Origin of the sequence: Paraburkholderia sp. Ac-20347 (genome assembly GCF_017104805.1) — a bacterium.
Taxonomy (GTDB): domain Bacteria; phylum Pseudomonadota; class Gammaproteobacteria; order Burkholderiales; family Burkholderiaceae; genus Paraburkholderia; species Paraburkholderia tropica.
The window spans coordinates 1-4,163 of sequence record NZ_JAAGPN010000437.1 but is presented as its reverse complement, the minus strand read 5'-3'; the positions used below and the strand labels follow the sequence as shown (position 1 = coordinate 4,163).

The window sequence follows — 4,163 nt, the reverse complement described above, 5'->3', positions numbered from 1 at the left end:
GGGCTGAGGGCGCGCGGCGCGGGCGGTGCGCGCCGGAACATGAGGAACGGGGAGCGTCGGCATCATGCGGCTAGCGCTCGTGATGATGGGCGGCGGAGCACGCGCGGCTTACCAGGCCGGCGCGCTGCGTGCGCTCGCGGAACTCGCCGCGCAGGCCGATCCGCTGCGCCGGGCGATGCCGTTCACGGTGATCTGCGGCACTTCGGCGGGCGCGATCAACGCCACCTCCATCGCAAGTCACGCCGATAACTTCACGCTCGGCGCCGCCCGTCTCGCCGACTTCTGGGCGGATCTGAGCGCCGACAAGGTCTATCGCACCGACTGGCCCGGCATCGCGGCGGCGGGCGGCCGCTGGCTCGCGGCGCTCGCGTTCGGCTGGGCCACCTTCGGACTCGGCGCGCGACGCACGCCGCGCACGCTGTTCGACAATGCGCCGCTCGCGCACTTCCTCGCTGCCACGCTCAACTTCCACCGCATCGAGCAGATGCTCGATCAGCGCCTGCTGCACGCGCTCGCGGTGACGGCGCTCAGCTATTCGTCGGGGCGGCATCTGACCTTCTATCAGGCGAGCGAGCCGATTCAGGCCTGGCGGCGCGCCCAGCGCACGGCGCGCATGGTGGCGCTCACGCCCGAGCATCTGCTGGCGTCGGCGGCGATTCCTTATGTGTTTCCCGCCGTGCGCCTCGAACTCGACGGTCATCACGAATATTTCGGCGACGGCTCGATCCGGCAGATCGCGCCGCTGTCGCCCGCGATTCACTTTGGCGCCGAGCGCATCGTCGTGATCGGCGCGAGCGCGCCGTCGCCCGGCGCGGCGGTGCGCGATGCACACGAAGCGCCCGAAGCGCCTGAAGTGCTGATGGCGCGCGCCGACAGCGACGTCTATCCGACGCTCGCGCAGATCGGCCAGCAGGTGCTCGCGAGCGTATTTCTCGACGCGCTGGGCGCCGACATCGAGCGCATCGAGCACGTCAACCGCATGGTCCTGCAACTGCCGCACACCGTTGCGCCGGAAAGCGGCTGGCGGCATATCGAGGTGCTCGCGATCGGGCCTAGCGAGCGCATCGAGCTGATCGCGGCGCGCCATCTGCAGCGGCTGCCGCTCTCCGTGCGGATGCTGCTCGGCGCGGTGGGCGGCAATCGCGCGTCGGGTGCGGCGTTCGCCAGCTACCTGCTGTTCGAGCGCGAGTTCACGCAGGCGCTGATCGATCTCGGTTACCGCGACACGCTTGCCCGTCGCGACATGCTCCTGAGCTGGCTGAGCGCGCCGTCCGGTGTTGTTTCGACGCACCTGGCGGCGCACCCGGAGGCGCCCCGGAACTGAAAGATCGGCGTGCTATCATGGTGTAAGGTTTTTCTGGCCGTCCAGTCAGAGCGACGGAGTGCTGCGAGCCGGCCTTGAGCCAGCCGTGAGCCTTATGGCATGCGCCTCCACGCGATTTCCGATGCGATCATCGGGAGATGGCGCTGCGTCATTCTGTCGCAGCGCTGGGACGGTCCGCCGGGGGCCGCCGCGTAACACGCGGGCGAGGCGGCCAGGCGGCGTGGGCAACGCGAACCGGCGGCCCCGCGGACATTTCGGCAGCCGGGTTCGAGGCACGGTGCACCTACCCAGAACCCACGACGGCGCCATTCACTCCGGCAGCGCGGATTGCCGCTCGACAGGAAACAATCTGTTTAGCCGCGGTGAGATTGCGTCCAGACGGCCGGTTACCGCGTAAAATTAAACGCTTTTCGCCTGTACGCCGCGTGAGGGCACGCGCCGCAGGCGGCACGCTACAAGTCGTCATGTGCAGAACAGGGGCGGGACTATGAACACGATGCTTTATCCGGAACTTTACAAGTCGCTCGAATCGGTCCGATGGGACATGGAGAAGGACATTCCGTGGGACCAATTCGACGCGTCGCTCCTGACCGACGAGCAGGCCGCGACCATCAAGATGAACGCGATCACCGAATGGTCGGCGCTGCCGGCCACGGAAATGTTCCTGCGTGACAACCATCACGACAGCGACTTTTCCGCGTTCATGAGCGTGTGGTTCTTCGAAGAACAGAAGCACTCGCTCGTGCTGATGGAATACCTGCGCCGCTTCAAGCCGGAAATGGTGCCGACCGAAGAAGAACTGCACGCCGTGCGCTTCGAATTCGATCCGGCGCCGCCGCTCGAAACGCTCATGCTGCACTTCTGCGGCGAAATCCGCCTGAACCACTGGTATCGCCGCGCTGCCGAATGGCACACGGAGCCGGTCATCAAGGCCATCTACGAAACCATTTCGCGCGACGAAGCGCGTCATGGCGGCGCCTACCTGCGCTACATGAAGAAGGCGCTCGTGAACTGCGGCGATGTCGCGCGCGCGGCCTTCGCGAAGATCGGCGTGCTGATGGCGTCGGCGCGTCGCACCGAAAAGCCGCTGCACCCCACGAACCTGCACGTGAACCAGGCGCTGTTCCCGCGCGACACGGTGCAATCGCGCCTGCCCGATCCGGAATGGCTCGAGCGCTGGCTCGACGACCAGATCCGCTTCGACGACGGCTGGGAAAAGAAGGTCATCGAGCGCATTCTGCACAACCTGTCGATCCTGTTCGAACGCACGTTCAGCACGGCGCAGGAACTGAACCGCTACCGCAAGGAAGTGGTGCAGCGCCTGCAGGCCGAGCAGGGCACGCAGCAGCCGGCCTGACGCCGGCGCGCTTCCAGGCGTGCCTCGCGGCGCGCCCCTCAGCGCACACGCATCAAGAAAACGGCCCGGTACGCTCGCGCGTCCGGGCCGTTTTACATTGTTCATTTCCCTGATCCGTTCACTTTTTTCGAGTCACATCCGATGCCCGCTTCCTTCGAACGCAAGATCACGACGCGCGAAGCGCTCGCGCAGATGCGCGCCTCGCTGCCCGGTCCGGTGGTCTTCACCAACGGCGTCTTCGACATTCTCCATCGCGGCCACGTCACCTATCTGGCCGACGCCAAGGCGCTCGGCGCGACGCTGATCGTCGGCGTGAACAGCGACGCCTCGGTGAAGCGGCTCGGCAAGGGCGACGATCGTCCGATCAACAACGAAAACGATCGCATGGCGCTGCTGGCGGCGCTTGAAAGCGTGGATTGGGTGGTGCAGTTCGGCGAGCAGACGCCGATCGAGCTGATCGAAGCCGTGCGTCCCGACATTCTCGTGAAAGGCGGCGACTACGATATGGACGCGCTGCCCGAGTCGGCGCTCGTGCGCGGCTGGGGCGGCAAGGCGCTGGCGATTGCGTTCGAGCACGATCGCTCGACCACCAAGCTCCTGCAGAAGGTGCGCGCGCAATCCTGAGCGATTGCGCGATGCGGTCACGCGCGCGGACCGGCGCCGCGCGCCAGACTTATTGCGCGAGCGTCGACGCCTGGATGGCCGGATCGGCCACCGGGCCGCCCACCACGGGCACGTCCACGGACTCCGACGGCTTGATCGGCCGCACCGTGAGTCCCTCCGGATGAATCTGCCGGTTCAGATGCTGACGTTGCAGCGTGCCCGAAGCGGGCGTGGGGCCGAACAGTCCGCGAATCGCCGCGAAGGCGAGCAGGTTGGCGAGAATCAGGATGGCGATCAGCCAGCGCAGCATCGTGTGAAACTCCGTCGAAATCGTGGTTCGAATGGGCGGGCGCCGCGCAACGCGGCGCTTGGGTTGGGCTCGGGCTCGTATTTAGCCCGGATTTAGCTCGACCGCGCGATCAGCGCGAGACCGGCGAGCACCAGCGCGTCGTGGCGAGTATGCGGCACCTTGAGCGCCGCTGTCACTTCGGCCGCCGCGCCGCCGCTCACCACCAGCCGGACCGGCATTTTCCACGCATCTTGCAAATCGGCCCACGCGCGCTCGATCAGGCCCGCCTGCGCCAGCGCGCAGCCCGCCGAGATCGAGCGTTTCGTGTCGGTGGCGAAGAGCGGGCCGTGCTCGGGCGCGTCGATCAGGCCGCGCGCGTGTTGCGCGTCGAGCACCGGCAATTGCGCGGTGTGCTCGCCGAGCGCGCGCATCATCAGCGTCCAGCCGGGCGCGATCAGGCCGCCGACGAAGGTGCCGTCGGCGCGCAGCGCTTCGAGCGTGGTCGCGGTGCCGAAGGTGGCGATCAGCAGCGGCTCGCCGGGAAAGGCCGCGTGCGCGCCGATCATGCCGGCCCAGCGGTCGCTGCCGAT

At 67.3% G+C, this 4,163-nt stretch carries 5 protein-coding genes; 3 read left to right on the top strand and 2 right to left on the bottom strand.

Annotated elements, in window-relative coordinates:
• Window positions 1–64 precede the first annotated feature (64 nt).
• The 3 genes from G3N97_RS37115 to rfaE2 all read left to right on the top strand — a co-directional run bounded on the left by G3N97_RS37115 (window position 65) and on the right by rfaE2 (window position 3,305).
• A complete protein-coding gene (locus tag G3N97_RS37115) occupies window positions 65–1,324 on the top strand; it encodes a patatin-like phospholipase family protein (protein ID WP_205997739.1) in 1,260 nt (419 codons plus the stop codon).
• 487 nt (window positions 1,325–1,811) lie between these two features.
• Window positions 1,812–2,681: an acyl-ACP desaturase gene (locus G3N97_RS37110; RefSeq protein ID WP_065062058.1), complete on the top strand. Its 870-nt coding sequence runs from the start codon at window positions 1,812–1,814 to the stop codon at window positions 2,679–2,681.
• A 141-nt stretch (window positions 2,682–2,822) separates the two neighbouring features.
• Window positions 2,823–3,305 (top strand): D-glycero-beta-D-manno-heptose 1-phosphate adenylyltransferase, encoded by a 483-nt coding sequence (gene rfaE2 / locus G3N97_RS37105; RefSeq protein ID WP_205997738.1) that lies wholly within the window; start codon window positions 2,823–2,825, stop codon window positions 3,303–3,305.
• A 49-nt stretch (window positions 3,306–3,354) separates the two neighbouring features.
• Here rfaE2 and G3N97_RS37100 read toward each other — a convergent pair whose 3' ends face one another.
• The gene (locus tag G3N97_RS37100) at window positions 3,355–3,594 is read right to left on the bottom strand and encodes a hypothetical protein (protein WP_205997737.1); all 240 of its coding nucleotides are present in this window, start codon (window positions 3,592–3,594) and stop codon (window positions 3,355–3,357) included.
• A 92-nt stretch (window positions 3,595–3,686) separates the two neighbouring features.
• Window positions 3,687–4,163, bottom strand: a 477-nt coding sequence (locus G3N97_RS37095) for a type III pantothenate kinase (RefSeq protein WP_205997736.1), incomplete at its 5' end; no start/stop codon positions are given.

Bases quoted from the DNA above. Each gene is read 5' to 3' on its own strand.
- rfaE2 (WP_205997738.1), top strand. From the start codon at position 2,823: ATGCCCGCTTCCTTCGAACGCAAGATCACGACGCGCGAAGCGCTCGCG.
- G3N97_RS37100 (WP_205997737.1), bottom strand. From the start codon at position 3,594: ATGCTGCGCTGGCTGATCGCCATCCTGATTCTCGCCAACCTGCTCGCC.
- G3N97_RS37115 (WP_205997739.1), top strand. From the start codon at position 65: ATGCGGCTAGCGCTCGTGATGATGGGCGGCGGAGCACGCGCGGCTTAC.
- G3N97_RS37110 (WP_065062058.1), top strand. From the start codon at position 1,812: ATGAACACGATGCTTTATCCGGAACTTTACAAGTCGCTCGAATCGGTC.